Origin of the sequence: Aestuariivirga litoralis, from assembly GCF_015714715.1 — a bacterium.
Classification (GTDB): Bacteria; Pseudomonadota; Alphaproteobacteria; order Rhizobiales; family Aestuariivirgaceae; genus Aestuariivirga; species Aestuariivirga litoralis_A.
Window position 1 is genome coordinate 2,245,813 of sequence record NZ_WAHS01000001.1, and the last position, 17,829, is coordinate 2,263,641.

Here is a 17,829-nt window from a genome sequence, read left to right on the forward strand (position 1 = left end):
AAATCTGAATTTCCGGCGTGATGGCAGCATCACAGAGGGATTTTCAGATGTCAGACGTGGCCACACTTCTCAAGCAGCGCCAAGCCGCCCTTGATCTTACTGCAGGCGGGCCGCCGCAGCGCACGGCCAATAATTTCTTCGGCGTGGGCCCGATCACTGACGCAGTGCGCGATGAAGCCGAGGGCCGGATGCAGCGCTATGATTTCGAACATTGGCTGGAACAGAATTACCGCAAGCTGGACGACAAGGGCCGCGACCTGGGGCCATTCACCGTAGCGGAAATGAGCCGTTCGATGCACCGCGGCTATCCGGCGGACAAAGTGATCCTCGACATGATGCGCGAGATTCACCGCTATTTCGGCTTCCCCAAGGAAAACCGCATGGCGGTTGGCTTGGGTGGCGGCCATTCAGGCTTCACGGTGTGTGCGCTGCATCTGATTACCGCTGGCAACGACAAGCAGCAGATTTTCGTCGATACGCCCGCGCCGGAATCTGAAGCCGGCAAGGCCGGCGGTTTTTTCCGCCAAAGCTGGGGCGCACAGGTCACTGAGATGATGCGCTATGGCAAGGGCGGCAATGAAGCCCGCCTGCATTTCACCGGCGCTGAAGGCAGCATTCCCAGCGCGGATGAACTGACCAAAATGGGCATCAAGCTGTTCTTCGGCGTGGGCCACGAGACGACTGGGGCCACTACCTATAATGAGCAGGACATAAAAAACCTGCTGGCATGGCTGGATGCTGATCCGGCCAACAATCATGCTGTGTTGGATGCCACTTCGCTGCTGGGCTCAATGCCCTGGGGTGCTGATCTGGTCGCGCAGGTGATGCGCAAATGCTGTTTCTTCATGCCGTTCCAGAAAGCCATCGGCGGTATTTCGGGTTACTTTGTCACCAGCTTTACGCCGCAGGCTTTGGCACTGATCGAAGCCAACCAGCGGAGCCCCGGGTTTGCCATTCCGCGCCAGCTGAAACTGGCCGCACCTGTCGATGCGAAGCTGCCGCTGTCCGGCAAGCGTACGGTCGACATTGGACCGTTCTACGATCCTGCTGCCGACAAGATGATCGGCGGCGTGATCAACACCTATTCGATCTTGGCTTTTGCCGAGACGACCTTTGGCCTGCTGCGCATGGAAAAACGCGTTGGCGATGTGGCCAATCTGAACAAACGCTCCATCGCCAATCGTGAGGCGATCAAGGACTGGATCGCCAAGAGCGACGTGCTGGAGCTTGGCGTGACTGATGCCACGCGGCGTGGTGCTGCGGTGACCCTTCTGAAGGTGAAGGACAAGGACATCACCGATCCTGCGGTACATGCGCGGATCATCGCCAAATCCAAGGGGCTGCTGGCCTTTGATGGCATCAACCATGTGGACGGCAGCCATGAAGAGGGCCTCGACGTGGCGCGTTACATCAATGCTTTCCCCGGCACGCCGGGGGATTACCGCGCCTGGATCGGCGGCATCCGCGATGTGAGCGAAGTGCCGGCTCTGCTGGAAAATGTGCGCTACGCCTATCTGCGCGCCAAGATCGCCGTGCTGGAAGAGGAACTGGTGAAAGCCGGGCACAATCTCGGGGCTTCTGCGTCTGCTAGTTCCGAAGCTGTGCGCGTGGATGATCCGAAGCGCGCCTACAAGGTTCTCATCTGTGATCTGATTGGCCTGAAATTCGACAAACGGGGCAAGCCTGATCCGGCTGATGTGAAGGCCCATGTCGAATCCAAGGGCGGCACTTTCCATTTGGGTGATCAGGCAGCGCACAGCGCGCTCAAGCCGGGCATTCATTTCTTCTATCTGCCCGATCTTTCGACCGAAGCGGAAATCCTGCCGCTTACTTCCAAGAGCCAGTATGACGCGGTGATCGCCGCGGCCACCTTCCTGCCCAAGGACAGCGTGTTCAAGCTGGGTGGCGTGCGCATCGGTGCGGGCACCGGCAATATGGGCTCGGCCTCATGGGGCGGCGGCAATGGCACGGGTGGCGAAGCGGCCTTGATGAATACGCCCAGCTTCAACAGCCGCGCCACCGCGCAGATGACGATGAAAGCACTGCTGCATTTCATGCCGGATTTGCCGATGGGTAAGCTGCATGAGATGAGCCTGAAAGGTGAGTTCGACACTGGCAAGCATTTGCGCGACTTCCCCACCGAGAAACTGGAAGGCAAGGTGATGGCCGTCATTGGCTATGGCAATATCGGCCGCGAAGTGGCGCATCATGCGCTGGCTTTCGGCATGAAGGTGAAAATCCATGCTCGCTCCAAGCACAAAGTCTGGATCGAGTCGGAAGGCTTCACCTATGCGCCCACGGTGGAAGATGCCGCAAGTGGCGCTGACGTGATCAGCATTCATACCGGCCTTGGTCCGAAGAATGCCAATACTGGCCGCTTCGAGAATGAAGGACTTATCAATGGGGCCATTCTTTCGCAGCTCAATGATGGTGCTGTAGTACTGAATTACGACCGCGGCGAATGCGTGGATGCTACGGGGCTTGATGCTGCGATGGCCTCCGGCAAAGTGCGCGCCGCTGCCATCGATGCTGATATTTTCAAATCTGCCGATGGCAAGTTGACCGGGCCGCTGGCACCGTTCCTGCCGCTGGCGGAAAAGTATGGACCGCGCCTGTTGCTTTTGCCACATGCCGCTGCCGATACCGATCACGGCTCGCGCGTGGCCGGGGCCAAGCAGGCTGTCGATCAGATTTTCGATGTGATCCAATACCGCAAGGTGGCCAATGTGACGGGCGACCTGCCGGAGGGCCATCACAGCGCCGGCCCGCAAACCGTGGCGGGTGTGGGTAAGGTGACGAGCGGGGTGTTGTCGGGCGTTGTGGCCGACAAGAGCACGGTGAGCGCCCTGCGCAAGGAGGCCGAAGCAATGGCAGCTCTATGGGCTGCACTTGATTCCAGCAGCCCCGCGCGTGCGGCAGAGCAGATCAAAAATCATGGTGCCGAGCTAACAGCCGCGATCAACCGCTATCAGGCGTTGACGCGCAAGCTGGGCCTCTGGGGGCCGTACGAGGGCTAGGCGCCGCCGATCAGGATCCCGGTGAGGAAGACCAGGAAGCCGCCGACTGCAATCTGCAGCGCGGCTTTCAGGAATGGCGTGTCCATATATTTGTAGCGTACCCAGGAAATGGCGGCCAGCTCTACGAGGACGACGACCACCGCAAAGACAAAGGCCGTATGGAACTGGGGAATGAGAAACGGCAGCGTGTGACCTAAGCCACCCACCGCAGTCATTACGCCTGAGGCGAGGCCGCGGATCAATGGATGGCCGCGCCCTGTGAGCTTGCCGTCGTCGGACAAGCCTTCGGCAAGCCCCATGGAAATACCAGCACCCACGGAAGCCGCGACACCGACGAGGAATGTCTGCCAAGTGTTGCCGGTGGCAAAGGCCGCCGCAAAGATTGGTGCGAGCGTTGATACCGAGCCATCCATCAGTCCGATCAAACCAGGTTGCACCACCTGCAACAGGAACAGTCGCTTGGCGGCTTCGCCTTCATCTTCCTTAGCCTCCGCAGTGAGATGCGTCAGTCCGAGCTTGTCGGCCAGTGACTCATGGCCCTTTTCGGCGGCGGCCAGGTCTTCCAGCAAGGCCTTGATGGAGGGGTCGCTGGCCCGCTGTGCAGCCTGGATATAGAAGCGGTAATTCTCGGCCTCGACCACTTCGGCGCGCTTGCGCATGGACTCGATGCCGAATTTGAGGATTGTATAAACAGGCTTATGGCGCACGAAGCCATGCACATCCGCACGCCGGATCAGCGGAATGAAATCGCCGAACTTGGCGCGGTAAGCGGCAGTGAGCCTGTCGCGGTGCTCGAATTCTTCCGCCGACATGTCAAAGAAGACCTTGGCTGACGCGGGATAGGTCTTCATCAATTCATTGCCGAACATCGCGTAGGCGCGCGCATCGTCTTCTTCAGAGGAGATGGCAAGGGCCAGGATTTCAAGCTCGGTGAGGTCGGAGAAGGATTTCATGGGAGTTTGTTTAGAATAATTCTAAACTAAGGTCTAGCCTCTTTCTCCCGCGCGCGAGAGAAGGAAGGGGCCCATCGCGTCAGCGATGGGAAGGATGAGGGACAGGCGAATGGCACGGTCCCTCACCTTTCCCATCTTCGCTTCGCGAAGATAGGCCCCTGTCCTCTCCTGCAAGCGGGCGAGGACGTCAGTTCTCGTCCATCTTCAGCGCAGCAATAAAGGCTTCCTGCGGGATTTCGACTTTGCCGAATTGCCGCATCTTCTTTTTGCCTTCCTTCTGCTTGTCGAGAAGTTTGCGCTTGCGGCTGATGTCGCCGCCATAGCACTTGGAGGTCACGTCCTTGCGCAGCGCCGAGATGGTTTCGCGCGAGACGATCTTGCCACCGATGGCCGCCTGGATCGGAATCTGGAACATCTGGCGCGGGATCAGGTCCTTCAGCTTTTCGCACATGACACGGCCACGCTGTTCGGCGCGGCTGCGATGCACGATCATCGAGAGTGCATCGACAGGTTCGGCATTCACCAGAATGGAGAGCTTCACCAGATCGGCTTCCTGATAGTCGATCATCTTGTAATCGAAGGACGCATAGCCGGAGCTAACCGACTTCAGCCGGTCATAGAAATCGAACACCACTTCGTTGAGCGGCAGATCATAGATCACCATGGCGCGGCTGCCCGCGTATGTGAGCTGTTTCTGGCGGCCACGGCGGTCTTCGCAGAGCTTGAGCACGGAGCCCAGATATTCATCGGGCACCAGAACCTGCGCTTCGATCCACGGCTCTTCCATGTTTTCAATCAGCGTCACATCCGGCATGTCGGCCGGGTTGTGCATCATGATCTGCGTCTTGTCGCGCATGTTGAGCTTGTAGATCACACTCGGTGCGGTGGTGATGATCTCAACATTGAATTCGCGTTCAATGCGTTCGCGGATGATTTCGAGATGCAGCAATCCGAGGAAGCCGCAGCGGAAGCCGAAGCCCAAAGCGGCCGAGGTTTCCATTTCATAGGAGAAGCTGGCATCGTTCAAACGCAGCTTGCCCATCGCACCGCGCAGGTCTTCGAAATCCGCCGCATCAACGGGGAAGAAGCCGGCGAAGACCACGCTTTGCGCTTCGCGGAAGCCGGGCAATGCCTCTTCGGTCGGATTGCGTTCTTCAGTGATCGTGTCGCCGACGCGCGTGTCGGCCACTTCCTTGATCTGGCCGGTGATGAAACCGATTTCGCCGGGGCCGAGGACTTCGACAATTTCTTTCTTCGGGCGCGAGACGCCCACGCGGTCGAGCACATAGCCGCCGCCAGTGCCCATCATCTTGATCTTCATGCCCTTGCGCAGCTCGCCATCGATGACGCGGGCGAGAACGACGACGCCGAGATAGGGATCGTACCAGGAATCCACCAGAAGTGCCTTCAGCGGCTTGTTACGATCGCCTTTGGGGGCCGGCAATTTGGTGACGATAGCTTCGAGCACATCGGGTATGCCCACGCCGGTTTTGGCGGAAATGGGAATGGCGCCTGATGCGTCGATGCCGATCACGTCTTCAATCTGCTGGCGGATGCGCTCAGGCTCGGCGGCGGGCAGATCCACCTTGTTCAGCACCGGCACGATTTCGAGATTGTTGTTGATGGCCTGATAGACATTGGCCAGCGTTTGCGCTTCCACGCCCTGGCTTGCGTCAACGACGAGCAATGCGCCCTCACAAGCGGCCAATGATCGCGAGACTTCGTAGGCGAAGTCCACATGACCGGGCGTGTCGATCAGGTTCAACACATAGGTGTTGCCGTCCTTCGCCTTGTAGTCGAGGCGCACGGTATTGGCCTTGATGGTGATGCCGCGCTCACGCTCGATATCCATCGAGTCAAGGATCTGGTCCTGCATCTCGCGGTCGGAGACGGCGCCCGTCAGCTGGATCAGCCGGTCGGCCAGCGTGGATTTGCCATGGTCGATATGGGCAATGATGGAGAAATTGCGGATCAGGGAAATGTCGGTCATTTGCGCGGTGTTTGGCAGTGCGGGGGGCGGAGGTCAAGTCGCGGTGTTCAACCGGCCAAAGCCCGCGGCGTGGCGTTCCAGAGCGAGATTACGCGGGTCTCTGGGTGGGACGAATCGTAGCCCAGGATGCTCATCGACGCCGTACCGGCCTTGAAGTGCTGGCCTTCGGTAATCGGCAAGCCGATCCAGCGCACACTGAGCGAGGGGCTGAAATGGCCGTGGCTGAACAGTGCCACATTGCCATCCAACTGGCTGAGCTTTGTGATCAGCCGGTCGGCACGGGCGGAGACCTGTTCCGGCGTTTCGCCGCCAGGGCAGCCATCGCGGAAGACATTCCAGCCGGACCGTTCGGTGCGAATGTCCTTGGAAAGCCTGCCCTCGTAATCGCCATAGTCCCATTCGGCTAATTCGGGCTCGATTTCGGGTTTGAGGCCAACCAGTTCACAGGTGTGCTGCGCGCGCTGGCGTGGGCTGGCGTAGACGTGATCAAATTTGATGCCGCTGACCCAGGGAATCAACGCCCGGGCTTCGTCCTCGCCTTGCGCGGTGAGCGGTATATCCGTGCGGCCGGTATGCTTGCCGGACAGCGACCATTCGGTCTGGCCGTGGCGGAACAGATAGAGGTTGAGCACTTCTTAGCGCAGGCTCTTCAAATGTTTCAGCAGACCGATGGTGGAGCCATCGAGGCCCGGCACGTCTTTGCCTTCCACGGCGGGCTGCAGGCCGGTGGCCAGTTCCTTGCCGAGTTCCACGCCCCATTGGTCGAAGGAATTGATGCCCCAGATGATGCCCTCCACAAACACGCGGTGTTCATAGAGCGCGATGAGGCGGCCCAAGGTGAAGGGATCGAGCTTCTTGTAAGCGAGCGTGAGCGTGGGGCGGTTGCCGGTGAACACTCGATGTGGCGCGAGGGCTGCAGCTTCCTTTTTGGATTTGCCGGCGGCGAGGAGTTGGGCTTCTGCTTCCTTCAACGTGCGACCCTTCATCAGGGCCTGGCCTTGTGCGAGCACATTGGCGACCAACAGGGTGTGATGCACGGGAATGCCAATTTCATGCGGCTCGGCGGCGATCAGGAATTCCACCGGGATCACATCGGTGCCCTGATGCAGCAGCTGGAAGAAGGCATGCTGGCCATTGGTGCCGGGCTCACCCCAGACGACCGGGCCAGACGAAGTTTTCAGCGGCTTGCCATCCTTGCCCACGCGCTTGCCGTTTGATTCCATATCGAGCTGCTGCAAGTAAGCGGCAAAGCGCGACAAATGCTGATCGTAAGGGATGATGGCGCGTGAAGTGTGGTTCTGCACATTGCGGTGCCAGACGCCGAGCAGGCCCATGAGCAGCGGCAGGTTCTGTTGCGAGGGTGCTGTCGAGAAATGCAGATCCATCGCATGGCCGCCGCGCAGGAAATCCATGAAATTGCGCGGGCCAATGGCCATCATCACCGGCAGGCCGATGGCTGACCAGATGGAATAGCGCCCGCCGACCCAATCCCAGAAACCGAAGGTGCGCTTTTCAGAAATGCCGAAAGCGTTCACTTTATCAAGCGCTGTGGAGACAGCGCAGAAATGATCGCCCACCGCAGCCTCGCCCAGCTTTTCCACCAGCCAGGCGCGCGCGGTGCGGGCATTGGTCATGGTCTCGATGGTGGTGAAGGTTTTGGATGCAATGATGAACAGCGTGTTCTCAGCCTTCAGGTCGCGCAGCGTATCGGCGATATGCGCGCCGTCGACATTCGACACATAATGCAGGCGCGGGCCATCGTGATAAGGCGCCAGCGCGAGGGTTGCCATTGCGGGGCCAAGGTCCGAGCCGCCGATGCCGATATTCACCACATCGGTGATGTTGGATTTTCGCACTTCCTCGGCATAGCGGGCCATGGCTTCCAGCACGTCATGCACATCGTGCACCACGTTGCGGCCATCGACGAAAACCATTTCGGATTTCGGGCGGCGCAAAGCTGTGTGCAGCACGGCACGGTGCTCAGTGGTGTTCAGGATATCGCCACGCATCATGTGATCGCGCGCCGCTTCCACCTTGGCCGCCTTGGCCAGCGAGAACAGCAATTGCATGGTCTTGGCCGAGACGCCGCATTTCGAGTAATCGAGCAGCATGTCATCGGCCTTGGCCGAAAAGGTCTCGAAGCGCTTGGCATCCTTGTCGAACACCTTGCGCATGTCGAGCTTCTGCGCCTTGTGATGGGCCTTCAGTTTCTTGAGAACTGCCGTTGCTGCTGCGTTCATGGCCTATCCCCTGAGTGTGGCGCCCACCGCTTTCTGGGCTGTGGCCACGATCTTAGCAGAGATGGCGGCGATGTCTTCCTCGGTGAAAGTTTTTTCCTTGGGCTGCAAGGTGACCTCGACCGCGAGGGATTTTTTACCGCCTTCGAGCTTGTACACGTCAAACACCGCAGCGTCGGTGATCATTACCTTGTCCACGCCCTTGACAGCCTTGATCAGTTCGGCGGCCTGCACCTTGTCTTCTACGACGAAAGCGAAATCGCGGCTGACGGGCAATAGGTCAGATATGCTCAAAGCGGCGCGCGAGGCGCCCTTTTGCTTGGAGGCAGGAAGCGCGTTGAGGATCACTTCAAAGGCCACCAGCGGGCCTTTCACATCCATGGCCTGCAAGACCTTGGGATGAATTTCACCGAAATAAGCCAGCTTGTTCTGCGGGCCCATCTGGATGGTGCCTGAACGACCAGGATGGAACCAGGCGGGTGCGCCCTGCACAACCTGCAGGGTGGAAGCGGCCAGGCCGCAAGCTTCGATCACCGCCAGCGCATCGGCCTTGGCATCGAAGGCATCGACGACGCGGGCACCGCCCTGTACGCTGCGCGAGATGGCATCACCCCGGCGAACGCCACCGGCACGCAAGGTTTCATCAGCCATCTTGTCGCCGGCATAGGCGTGGCCGACTTCAGCCAATTGCACATCGCCAAAGCCGCGCGCGGCGTTGCGGCCAGCGGCAGCAATGAGGTTGGGCAGCAGCGAGGGGCGCATATCAGACAGTTCTGACGAGATCGGGTTGGCCAGTTTCAATTCCGGCTTGCCGCCGCCGAACAGCGCAGACTGAGCTTCGGTGAGAAAAGCCCAAGTGGCGCATTCGTTGAAGCCGCGGGTGGCCAGCATGCGGCGCGAGGCCAGCATACGCTTTTGCAGCGGGTTGAGAATGGGCCGCGCAATGTCATGCGGGCGGCTCATCGCGGCGGGCGGCACATTGTCCAGCCCATGGATGCGGCAGACTTCTTCCACCAGATCAGCCTCGCCATGCACATCCGGGCGCCAGCTTGGCACCTGGGCCACGCCGTCCTGCGACGTGGTGAAGCCGAGATCGCGCAGTATGTGCAGCTGTTCATCCCAGGCGATATCAACACCGCCGAGAGATTTCACGCGCGACTTGCGGAGGGTGAAGCTGCGCGATGTATCGGGCACTGCGCCCGCGATCACCAGTTCGGAGGCTTTGCCGCCACAGAGTTCGAGGATCATGCGGGTGGCGATTTCAGCACCCACTTGGGTAAACGCCGGATCAACGCCGCGCTCGAAGCGATAGCGCGCATCCGAGTGGATGCCGAGCTTGCGGCCCGCCGCAGCGGTGAGGCGCGGATCGAAATAGGCGGCTTCGAGGAACACATTGTTGGTGGTGTCGGAGCAGCCCGACGCTTCGCCACCCATAATGCCGGCAATGCCTTCGGCATGGGCGTCATCGGCGATCACCGTCATGCTGCTGTTCAGCGTGTAGGTCTTGCCATCAAGCGCCAGAATGGTTTCGCCGTCTTTCGCAAGGCGCGCGCCGACATTGCCGGTGACTTTATCCGCGTCGAAAACATGCAGCGGGCGGCCATAGGCGAAGGTCATGAAATTGGTGATATCGACCAGCACAGAAATCGGGCGCAGGCCAATCGCGGTGAGGCGTTGCTGCAGCCATTTCGGCGAAGGGCCGTTCTTCACGCCCTTGAAATAGCGACCAACGAACAGCTTGCAGCTGTTGCCATCTTCACTCGAGAGCTTCACGCCGATGGGCGACTTGAACGTGCCCTTCACTGGATCGGCCTTGATGGGCTTCAAGGTGCCGAGGCCCTTGGCGGCCAGATCGCGCGCCAATCCATGCACACCCAAAGCGTCCGGCCGGTTGGCGGTGACCTTGATGTAAATCATCGGATCATCGAGGCCCAAGGCCACGGCGGCAGGCGTGCCCACCGGCCAGTCGCCCTGCACTTCGATAATGCCGTCATGTTCTTCCGAGAGCTTCAGCTCGCGTTCCGAACACATCATGGCCTGCGATTCCACGCCACGAATGGTGGCGGGTGCGAAGACTGTGCCATTCACCGGAATGACCACGCCGGGCTGCGCAATGATCGCTTTCATGCCGGCGCGCGCATTGGGCGCGCCGCAGACGACCTGCTTGATGCCCTGGTCGGTTTCCACCTTGCAGAGCTTCAGCTTGTCGGCATTCGGATGCTTCTCGGCTTCGAGCACATAGGCAACCTTGAAGGCGGCCAGTTCCTTGCTCTGGTCTTGGACTTCTTCGACTTCGAGGCCAACACCGATCAGGCCCTCGAGGATTTCATCGAGGGAGGCCTTGGTGTCGAGATGTTCCTTCAGCCAGGAGAGGGTGAATTTCATGACAGGCCTCCTGCGAGGGTAGGAACTTGCAAGGCGCGGAAGCCGTAGTGCCTCAGCCAGCGCAAGTCGCTTTCGAAGAAGGCGCGCAGATCGGGGATGCCGTATTTCAGCATGGCCAATCTATCGAGGCCCATGCCGAAGGCGAAGCCTTGCACCTTGTCGGGGTCGAGGCCGCCGGCGCGGATCACGTTCGGATGCACCATGCCTGAGCCCAGAATTTCCAGCCACTTGTCTCCGGTGCCGATTTTCAGCTGGCCGCCTTCGCGGGCATATTGAATATCGACCTCCATTGACGGCTCGGTGAAAGGAAAATGCGATGCACGGAAACGCATCTTCACTTCATCCACCTCGAAGAAGGCCTTACAGAATTCGGCGAGGATCCATTTCAGGTTTCCCAGATGCGTGGTCTCGTCCAGCACCAGGCCTTCGACCTGGTTGAACATCGGCGTGTGCGTCATGTCGCTGTCGGAACGGAAGGTGCGGCCGGGGGCGATGATGCGGATCGGCGGCTTCTGCGAGAGCATGGTGCGGATTTGCACAGGTGAGGTGTGCGTGCGCAGGACCATGCGACTGCCATCGGGCTTTTCGTTGAAATAGAATGTGTCATGCTCTTGCCGCGCCGGGTGATCGGGCGGCATATTGAGCGCGTCAAAATTGTGGAAGTCGTCTTCGATATGCGGGCCTTCGGCCACGCTGAAACCGAGATCACCAAAAATCTGCACCACCTCTTCCCACACCTGGGAAACAGGATGGATGGTACCCTGCATCTGCGGGCGCACCGGCAAGGTCATGTCCAGCGTTTCCGTGGCGAGGCGCGCTTCGAGGGCAGCTTCGCCCAGCACGGCTTTGCGTGCACTGAGGGCTTCGCTCACTTTATCTTTGAGCACATTGAGGGCAGCACCTGCCGCCTTGCGCTCATCCGGGGCCATCTTGCCCAGCGTTGCCATGCGCTCGGAGATCACGCCTTTCTTGCCGAGTGCTGAAACCCGTACGGCTTCGATGGCGGGTTCATCTGCTGCTGCAGAAACCTGCGCGAGAATTTCGGATTCGAGTGATGCCAGATCAGACATGAAGTCTCTTTTGAAAAAATGACGGAGCGGTCAAAATAAAACCGGGCCTCAGGCGGTTACGCCACAAAGCCCGGTCAAAGACGGTTAGACTGTGTAAAGCTTAGGCCTGAGCGGCCTTGGCCTTTGCAACAAGTGCAGCAAACGCTGCGCTGTCAGTGATCGCGAGGTCAGCAAGCACCTTGCGGTCAACCACAATCCCGGCCTTGTCCAGGCCATAGATAAATCGGCCGTAGGTCAGGCCGAGTTCGCGGGTGGCAGCATTGATGCGCTGGATCCACAGCGAGCGGAAATTGCGCTTCCTGCGGCGGCGATCACGGTATGCATATTGACCGGCCTTTTCCACGGCCTGAACGGCAACGCGGAAAATGTTCTTGCGACGGCTGAAATAGCCCTTCGCGGCCTTCATGGTTTTCTTGTGGGAACGGCGGGCGACGACGCCGCCTTTTGCGCGTGACATGTTTCAGCCCTCCTTACTTGCCGAGATAGGGCATGTGGATCTTGACCAGGCGTTCATCACCCGGGGCCAGAACCATTGTGCCGCGTTGGTTGCGGATCTGCTTCTTGGTGCGCTTGATCATGCCATGGCGTTTGCCGGCGGCACCCGCTTTGACACGGCCAGAGGCCGTCACCTTGAACCGCTTCTTTGCAGCGGATTTGGTCTTCATTTTGGGCATTTTGCTTTTCCTATTTGAGCATTGAAAAACACCGCCCTGGCATGCCCTTACACAGGCCAGGCGATGGTACCTCCACGGAACTTGGGTGAAGTTGGGCGGATTAAGCAGAAAAGCCGGGCCGTTGCAAGGGCGGCACGATCCCGGACAATTCCAACGAAGCCCGTAGATTGACTTTAATTTATCCCGGATAGCATAGCCGCAACAATTTTGGAGGAAACCATGTTTAAGTCATTCTTGTTAAACGATAAAAGCGTCACCGCCATTTAATATGGCATCATCTCCGCCGCCATGGGCGTGGCGCTTGTGGTCATCATGCCGAAAGTGGTCATCCAAGTAACCGCACAATTGACCAACAACGGCTGCCGCACAGCCTCAAGCGAATAATTTCAAAGATCCCTTAGGCCACTCCCGAAGCACCGCGCCAAGTCACCTGGCGCGGTGTTTTAGTTTTAGCAGGTGGTGCAGCTTTCGACACCCAAGGGTGAGTTCAGCTGAATTTCCAGGTTTGGCGTTTCAGCGGGGTGGCGGATTTCTTCCTTCGCCCCCGTGCGCTCCAGCTCCCAGGCCAGATCACAGCCTGACGGCAGATCAATCAGCCGGCCCAGTTCATAACGGGTGAGGCCAATGTCGCGCAGTTGATAGTCGCTCAGGCGCAGCAGGGTTTTGAGGTCTTTGCGTACGGCCCAATTCCTCAAGAAACGAAACATGATGGTGAAGCGGCCGAAAGCCTGCCGGTTCTGGATTTCCTGATGAATATAATCGCGCATGACACAACCTCATTGTATCTATTGTACCTACAAAATCACCATTGATTTCGTAATTGATAAGGTACAATGTGAGGCTCAAAGCTACAATCGAAACATTGTAACCATGACAATAAAGCGGGGCGGATAAAGCAATGACCATTTGGATCCCGACACTCGATCGCTCAAAGCCGCTGTATCTGGCGATTGCCGATGCCTTGGCGGAGGATGTGGAATGCGGCATTCTCACCCGCGGCTCGCGTCTGCCGCCGCAGCGCGACCTGGCTTGGAAGCTGGGGGTGACATTAGGCACTGTCACGCGGGCTTACCGCGAGGCCGAAACTCGTGGTCTTCTCTCGGGTGAAGTGGGGCGGGGCTCATTCATCCGCTCCGGCCTGCAAGTGCCACCGCTGGCTGGCCTGCCTTCTGATCCGGGCGATACCGTTGATCTCAGCCATGCCATTCCGCCGCCGGTGATCACGCCGCAGGAATTCGACCAGGCGCTGGCCACCATCATGCGCGATCCGAAAAAGCTGGGGCTGCTGGATTATGCACCGCCAGAAGGTTTCGCGCAGCACCGGGCGATGGCGGTGCAATGGTTGAAGCGATCCGGCATGGATGTGCAGGAGAAGGATGTTTACATCACCGCCGGCGCACAGCTGGGCCTGCTGGTGGCCCTGCAGGCTTTGACCGAACCCGGCGAGCGGGTAATGGCAGAAACGGTGAATTATGCCCTGCTCGGCTCCACCTTCAAGTCGGCACATCTGCAGCCTCTTTGTATTGGCAGCGATGCTGACGGATTGCGGCCTGACGAATTCGAAAAGGCCGCGGCCTCGAAGCAGTCGCGCTTTCTCTATCTGGTGCCTTCGATCCAGAATCCTACAACGCATACAATGAGCCGCAGGCGGCGCGACGAGATTGTCGCCATTGCCCGCAAACATGATGTGACCATCATCGAGGATGATATTTTCCGCCTGCTGGATGAGCGGGTGCAGCCACCCACATTCTATTCGCTGGCGCCGGAGCGCGTGGTGCATATTACTGGCCTGTCCAAGACGCTGGCCCCCGGCCTGCGCATGGGCTTTGTGGTGACACCGCAAGGTCAGGACCGGTTGCTGCGTAATCACCTTCGCTCGATGAGCCCGCGCAGTGTGGGCATAGCCGGCGAGATGGCGCGCTACTGGATCGCATCGGGAAAGGCCGATGATATTCTGGCGCGCATTCGTTTGGAGCTTTCTCGGCGGCGTGCGGTATTTCTAGAAGTATTTAAGGATCAAAAGGTGGCTTGCGAGCCGGGCTCGCCCTTCGCCTGGCTGAAACTGCCGGCCCCGTGGACAGGCAACCGATTTGCTGCGGCCTTGCGCGCACGGCGGATCGAGATCACCCCAGGTTCGTGCTTTGACCTCGCTGATCGGCAGAATGCCGAGCAGCATGTGCGCATCTGCTTCGGCAGCCCGCAAAGCCAGTGGCGTCCGGGCCCAAGCTTCGAAGCCATCCGAGCGATCATGGATGCCTGCGACGAGGACAATTTCACGCCGGTGGCGTGAGAGTAGATACAGCTAATTTAACTCCGCTCCGTCGTCATCCCGGCGAAAGCCGGGATCTGCCGCAAGCGCATCGTCGACTAAACTGACTATCGGATCGATGAACTCGTGCAGATCGCGCCAATCGGGATTGAGCTTCTCTACCAGCTTGATCTTCCAGGCCCGCTTCCATTCCTTGATTTGCTTTTCGCGGCGGATCGCGTTGTCCATCGTATGATGGTGCTCGTACCAGACGAGAAGTTTCACATTGTATTTCTTGGTGAAGCCTGGGATTTTCCCCTGCTTGTGGGAAGCGACGCGATTGTAGAGCGCACCGGTCACACCGACATAAAGTACACCACGCGGCTTGTGTGCGAGAATGTAGACGGCAGGTTGCTTTTCTTCTTTCATCTGCGCCGCCTCCCAGCTGAGTTGAAATCTGCAACAAGGAGGCTGCCTTTTCAACCGTGGCTGATCCCGGCTTTCGCCGGGATGACGATTGTAGGGGAAGTGACGGAAATGGGCAGGCGTGAAGCGCTACTGATCGACCTGAAACGCCTTCTTAATCTCTGGCCGTAAATCCATCAGCATGGCATCAGCCAACGAAGCGTGGCCTTCGGCGTTGGGATGCATGCCGCCGGTGGTTTCGATGAAATTGCGAGCGGAAGAGACCTCGTCAATATAGCCGCTCTTGTCGATGACCTTCTGATTCACCGTCATATAGGCATCATTGATGGTGCGCACCCAGCGCTGGCGCAGGGCGTAAGGATAGTTTCGGGTGGCCGGATCATAGGGTCGCCATCCGGTGGCCTTGGACAGAATGCCGGGCAAGCAAGTGGCCGTGGGGCGCGGTGCATTGCCGAAGCACGGCATGATCAGCACTTCAGCCGGATCATCCAACCGGTCCTGGCGCTGAGCGCAAAAGCCGTGGCCCTTGAAGGGTGCATCAGCATGAGCGCGGCCCGCAAAGGTCCAGCCATTGGCATCGGCGGTGGTTTTCATGCGCTCATAAAGCGATTCCAGCTTGCCATGGGCGGCGTCCATCTTGTCCTGGCGCACCACCAGCCAATTGGCGAAACGGTCCATCGACTGGTTGGCGGCGAAGGCATCCTCCGGCACGCTTCCATCGGTGACGCCCTTGCAAGTGTTCCCATTCTCATCGGCCAGAATATCGGGATAGGCGGTCAGCACCACGCGCGAGGCGTCATAGGGCAAGCCGTCATGGTTGAGCGGCATGGACTTTTCCAGCTGGCGGGCCAGGCGCTGGTAGGCCCCTGGCAACACATTTTGCATGTTGGCGGCGAATTCATCCGGTGAAGTGGTGACGCCGAACCAATTGGCCAAGCGGGTGACCGGCCCTTTGCGCAAGGTGGCCCAGCTGACCAGCGAGGCAAAGCCAATGTCATTGCCGCCCACTGATACGAAGGCGAAATCGACGTTGCGCTTGAACTTGTCGCCGGGGCATTTCCACAGGCCTTGTTCCTGCACCGGCTTCTCGCGGCAATCTTCGCGCAGGAACCAGTTCATCTGGGTGTCGCCCCTGCCGCCAGCCAGAGCCATCACCTGCGGGCTTTGCGACTGGTAATCGTCGCTTTGATATTCCACATAAGTCTGCGGCCCGATGATGCCCTTGTCGATGGCGGCACCTGAACAGGCATAGCCCAGATAGGTGACAGCTCCATGCGGGTTCTCCAGTGCCATCTGCAAGGCAGCGCGCAGCTGGTATGAATAGAGTGAGCGATGGCAGGCCTGGTCCAGCCAGCGCGCCGAGCCCGTCACGTCGCGCGAGGCGACTGCTGGATACATGTTCTGCACGCGGTGGGTTTCATCCATCTGCACCGGCACATCGGGATTGCCTTCACCGGAAGCAAAGCTGTCGCCCAGGCCCACTACGAGGAGGTCCTTCACCTTCACGTCGATGCTGATCGGGCGCTCATTGTCGACATTGACCGAGATTGTGGCGCCGTCGGGATAGGGAATGGAGGTGCGAATGGTTTCATCGCAATTGGCGTCCTGCACCGGCGCATCGCCGATCTGCCAATGGCAGGTATACTGCTTGAACAGGGCTGGACCACTGGTCAGCGACTTCAGCGAAATCTCAATATCGTGACCCGTTGGGTTGATATAGGCATCGACACCGCCGCAGGCCGCATGGGTGCGTGACTTCGGATCATAGCACGTGTCATCCACCGTCTTGGCTGCCCAGCCGCGCCAGTCAAACTTGGTGCGCAGGATCTTGGTGAAGGGAATGCGCCGGTCATTGAGCATGTGTTCAATGCCCAGGACCGAGCTGTTGTAATAGAACATGTCATTATCTTCGACCGAGCCATCCTTGGCGGCGACATGCATACCATATTCACTCCAGGCCTGTTCCTGCTTCTTGAAATCGGCTTCATCCTTGAAGAAGCGGAAGCGGTTCGAAACCTTCCACACGATCTGCACTGTGCCAGCGCCCAGCACTTCGGCAGCGATGCCTTGCGGCATGCAGCACAAGATCAGGAAAAAACTGAGAAAAAGCCGTGGGATCATGATCAGCGCCTCCTCGCATGGGGACGTGGTGTGAATAAGGCAGTTTGACGAAAACTAAAAACCAAATTCCCGTCGCTGTGGCGAACGTGAAAAAGAAAAAGGGGCGGTGTTCCGCCCCTTCATTTGTTCCTGCATTGCAGGTTTTTACTTCGTCGCCTTGGGGGCCAAGATCATGATGATCTGGCGGCCTTCGAAGCGCGCATCCAGTTCCACCTTGGCAATATCGACCATATCGGTCTTCACCTTGGCGAGCAGCTGGTGGCCCAGTTCCTGGTGGTCCATTTCGCGGCCACGGAAACGCAGGGTCACCTTGACCTTGTCGCCCTCTTCGAAGAAGCGCTTGGCCGCCTTCATCTTCACCTCATAATCATGATCGTCGATCATGGGGCGGAGCTTGATTTCCTTGATTTCAACGACGCGCTGCTTCTTGCGCGCTTCGGCCAGGCGTTTCTGTTCCTGGAACTTGAACTTGCCGTAATCGAGAATCTTGGCGACCGGCGGCTTGGCGTCGGGCGAAATTTCAACCAGATCGAGACCCGCTTCTTCGGCCATGATGAGGGCGGCCCTGGTCTGAACCACGCCGACATTGGTGCCTTCAGCATCGATGAGGCGCACTTCACGCGATTCGATGCGATTATTGATCTTGTGGGCTTCTTCTTTCGACGGCGCTTCCATCGGGTTGCGGCGTACGGGTGCGGGCCGCTTTGG

The 17,829-nt window shown here is 58.9% G+C and carries 14 protein-coding genes; 2 read left to right on the forward strand and 12 right to left on the reverse strand.

Annotated elements, in window-relative coordinates; genetic code table 11:
- The first annotated feature begins 47 nt into the window (after positions 1-47).
- Complete coding sequence (locus tag F8B91_RS11370) at positions 48-3,017, forward strand: NAD(P)-dependent oxidoreductase (protein ID WP_196503808.1); 2,970 nt, start codon at positions 48-50, stop codon at positions 3,015-3,017.
- On the opposite strand, the gene mbfA is transcribed toward F8B91_RS11370, so the two are convergent.
- The 9 genes from mbfA to F8B91_RS11415 all read right to left on the reverse strand — a co-directional run bounded on the left by mbfA (position 3,014) and on the right by F8B91_RS11415 (position 13,093).
- Positions 3,014-3,970, reverse strand: a complete 957-nt coding sequence (gene mbfA, locus F8B91_RS11375; protein WP_196503809.1) for an iron exporter MbfA — start codon at positions 3,968-3,970, stop codon at positions 3,014-3,016. The genes F8B91_RS11370 and mbfA overlap by 4 nt on opposite strands.
- 187 nt (positions 3,971-4,157) lie before the next feature.
- On the reverse strand, positions 4,158-5,960 hold the full coding sequence (gene lepA, locus F8B91_RS11380) for a translation elongation factor 4 (protein ID WP_196503810.1): 1,803 nt from the start codon (positions 5,958-5,960) through the stop codon (positions 4,158-4,160).
- A 47-nt stretch (positions 5,961-6,007) separates the two neighbouring features.
- Positions 6,008-6,592, reverse strand: a complete 585-nt coding sequence (locus F8B91_RS11385; RefSeq protein ID WP_196503811.1) for a histidine phosphatase family protein — start codon at positions 6,590-6,592, stop codon at positions 6,008-6,010.
- 3 nt (positions 6,593-6,595) lie between these two features.
- Complete coding sequence (gene pgi / locus F8B91_RS11390; RefSeq protein ID WP_196503812.1) at positions 6,596-8,200, reverse strand: glucose-6-phosphate isomerase; 1,605 nt, start codon at positions 8,198-8,200, stop codon at positions 6,596-6,598.
- 3 nt (positions 8,201-8,203) lie between these two features.
- Positions 8,204-10,582 carry a phenylalanine--tRNA ligase subunit beta gene (gene pheT, locus F8B91_RS11395; protein WP_196503813.1) on the reverse strand — a complete coding sequence of 793 codons (2,379 nt, stop codon included), beginning with the start codon at positions 10,580-10,582 and terminating at the stop codon, positions 8,204-8,206.
- Entirely contained in the window at positions 10,579-11,652 is a 1,074-nt protein-coding gene (pheS, locus tag F8B91_RS11400; RefSeq protein ID WP_196503814.1) for a phenylalanine--tRNA ligase subunit alpha, read from the reverse strand. Before pheS ends, pheT begins: the two co-directional genes overlap by 4 nt.
- A gap of 100 nt (positions 11,653-11,752) precedes the next feature.
- Entirely contained in the window at positions 11,753-12,109 is a 357-nt protein-coding gene (gene rplT, locus F8B91_RS11405) for a 50S ribosomal protein L20 (RefSeq protein ID WP_196503815.1), read from the reverse strand.
- A gap of 13 nt (positions 12,110-12,122) precedes the next feature.
- On the reverse strand, positions 12,123-12,326 hold the full coding sequence (gene rpmI, locus F8B91_RS11410; RefSeq protein ID WP_196503816.1) for a 50S ribosomal protein L35: 204 nt from the start codon (positions 12,324-12,326) through the stop codon (positions 12,123-12,125).
- 449 nt (positions 12,327-12,775) lie between these two features.
- Positions 12,776-13,093 carry a DUF1127 domain-containing protein gene (locus tag F8B91_RS11415; RefSeq protein ID WP_196503817.1) on the reverse strand — a complete coding sequence of 106 codons (318 nt, stop codon included), beginning with the start codon at positions 13,091-13,093 and terminating at the stop codon, positions 12,776-12,778.
- Positions 13,094-13,224: 131 nt separating this feature from the next.
- On the opposite strand from F8B91_RS11415, the gene F8B91_RS11420 reads away from it, so the two are divergent.
- Positions 13,225-14,616 carry a PLP-dependent aminotransferase family protein gene (locus F8B91_RS11420; RefSeq protein ID WP_196503818.1) on the forward strand — a complete coding sequence of 464 codons (1,392 nt, stop codon included), beginning with the start codon at positions 13,225-13,227 and terminating at the stop codon, positions 14,614-14,616.
- 12 nt (positions 14,617-14,628) lie between these two features.
- On the opposite strand, the gene F8B91_RS11425 is transcribed toward F8B91_RS11420, so the two are convergent.
- The 3 genes from F8B91_RS11425 to infC form a co-directional block, all read right to left on the reverse strand.
- On the reverse strand, positions 14,629-15,003 hold the full coding sequence (locus tag F8B91_RS11425; protein WP_196503819.1) for a GIY-YIG nuclease family protein: 375 nt from the start codon (positions 15,001-15,003) through the stop codon (positions 14,629-14,631).
- A 126-nt stretch (positions 15,004-15,129) separates the two neighbouring features.
- Positions 15,130-17,121, reverse strand: coding sequence for an SGNH/GDSL hydrolase family protein (locus tag F8B91_RS11430; protein ID WP_196503820.1), 1,992 nt, complete (start codon positions 17,119-17,121; stop codon positions 15,130-15,132).
- Between the two features lie 144 nt (positions 17,122-17,265).
- Positions 17,266-17,796, reverse strand: a complete 531-nt coding sequence (infC, locus tag F8B91_RS11435) for a translation initiation factor IF-3 (protein WP_196503977.1) — start codon at positions 17,794-17,796, stop codon at positions 17,266-17,268.
- Positions 17,797-17,829 lie beyond the last annotated feature (33 nt).